1 protein-coding gene is annotated in these 599 nt (G+C 58.4%); it reads right to left on the bottom strand.

Features of this window, described 5'->3' with window-relative positions; translation table 11 throughout:
- Positions 1-599, bottom strand: a 599-nt coding sequence (locus A9D60_RS06915) for an acyltransferase family protein (protein WP_141117860.1), incomplete at both ends; no start/stop codon positions are given.

Raw genomic sequence — 599 nt, 5'->3', positions numbered from 1 at the left:
ATGCCAAAGTCGTGGCTGGCCAGGATCGACGGCGAGCCCCGGGCATGGCTGATCGCAAACAGGGCCGCAAACCCCAGCACCGCAGCCACCGCGCAGGCCGTATAGCGCGCCTTCATGAACAGCACGATCAGCACGAAGAAAACGAGATAGCTGTAATACTCGACGCTGATGCTCCAGGACGGGTAGTTCCAGGTCAGATGATCCACCACCCCCAGCGAATGGATCAGGAACACGTTGTAAAAGAAGGTCAGCAGCGTGTTGTGGTCCTTGCCGCCGTCGCCAAAGCCATAGGCCTCATAGGCAAAGACCTGCACCCCGTTGTACATCACCCAGACCATCAGCATGAAGAAATGCAGCGGCCACAGGCGGGCCAGGCGCAGGGCTGCAAATTCGTAGAATCCCATGCCGCGCTCGATCCGCTTCATATAGGCGTGCATCAGCACAAAGCCCGAAAGCACAAAGAAGAAGTCGACGTAGATATTGCCCGGCTTGATCAGCAGCGGCTTGTCCAGGTTCTGAAAGGCGGAATGGAACCAGGCCACCGACAGCGCCGCAATCCCGCGGAACGCTTCCAGCGGCGTGAAGAATACCCTTTGCGA

The sequence above is a fragment of the Leisingera sp. JC1 genome, assembly GCF_001679925.1.
Taxonomy (GTDB): Bacteria; Pseudomonadota; Alphaproteobacteria; order Rhodobacterales; family Rhodobacteraceae; genus Leisingera.
The sequence above is the reverse complement of the archived record's forward strand: the minus strand, read 5'-3'. Positions and strand labels throughout refer to the sequence as shown.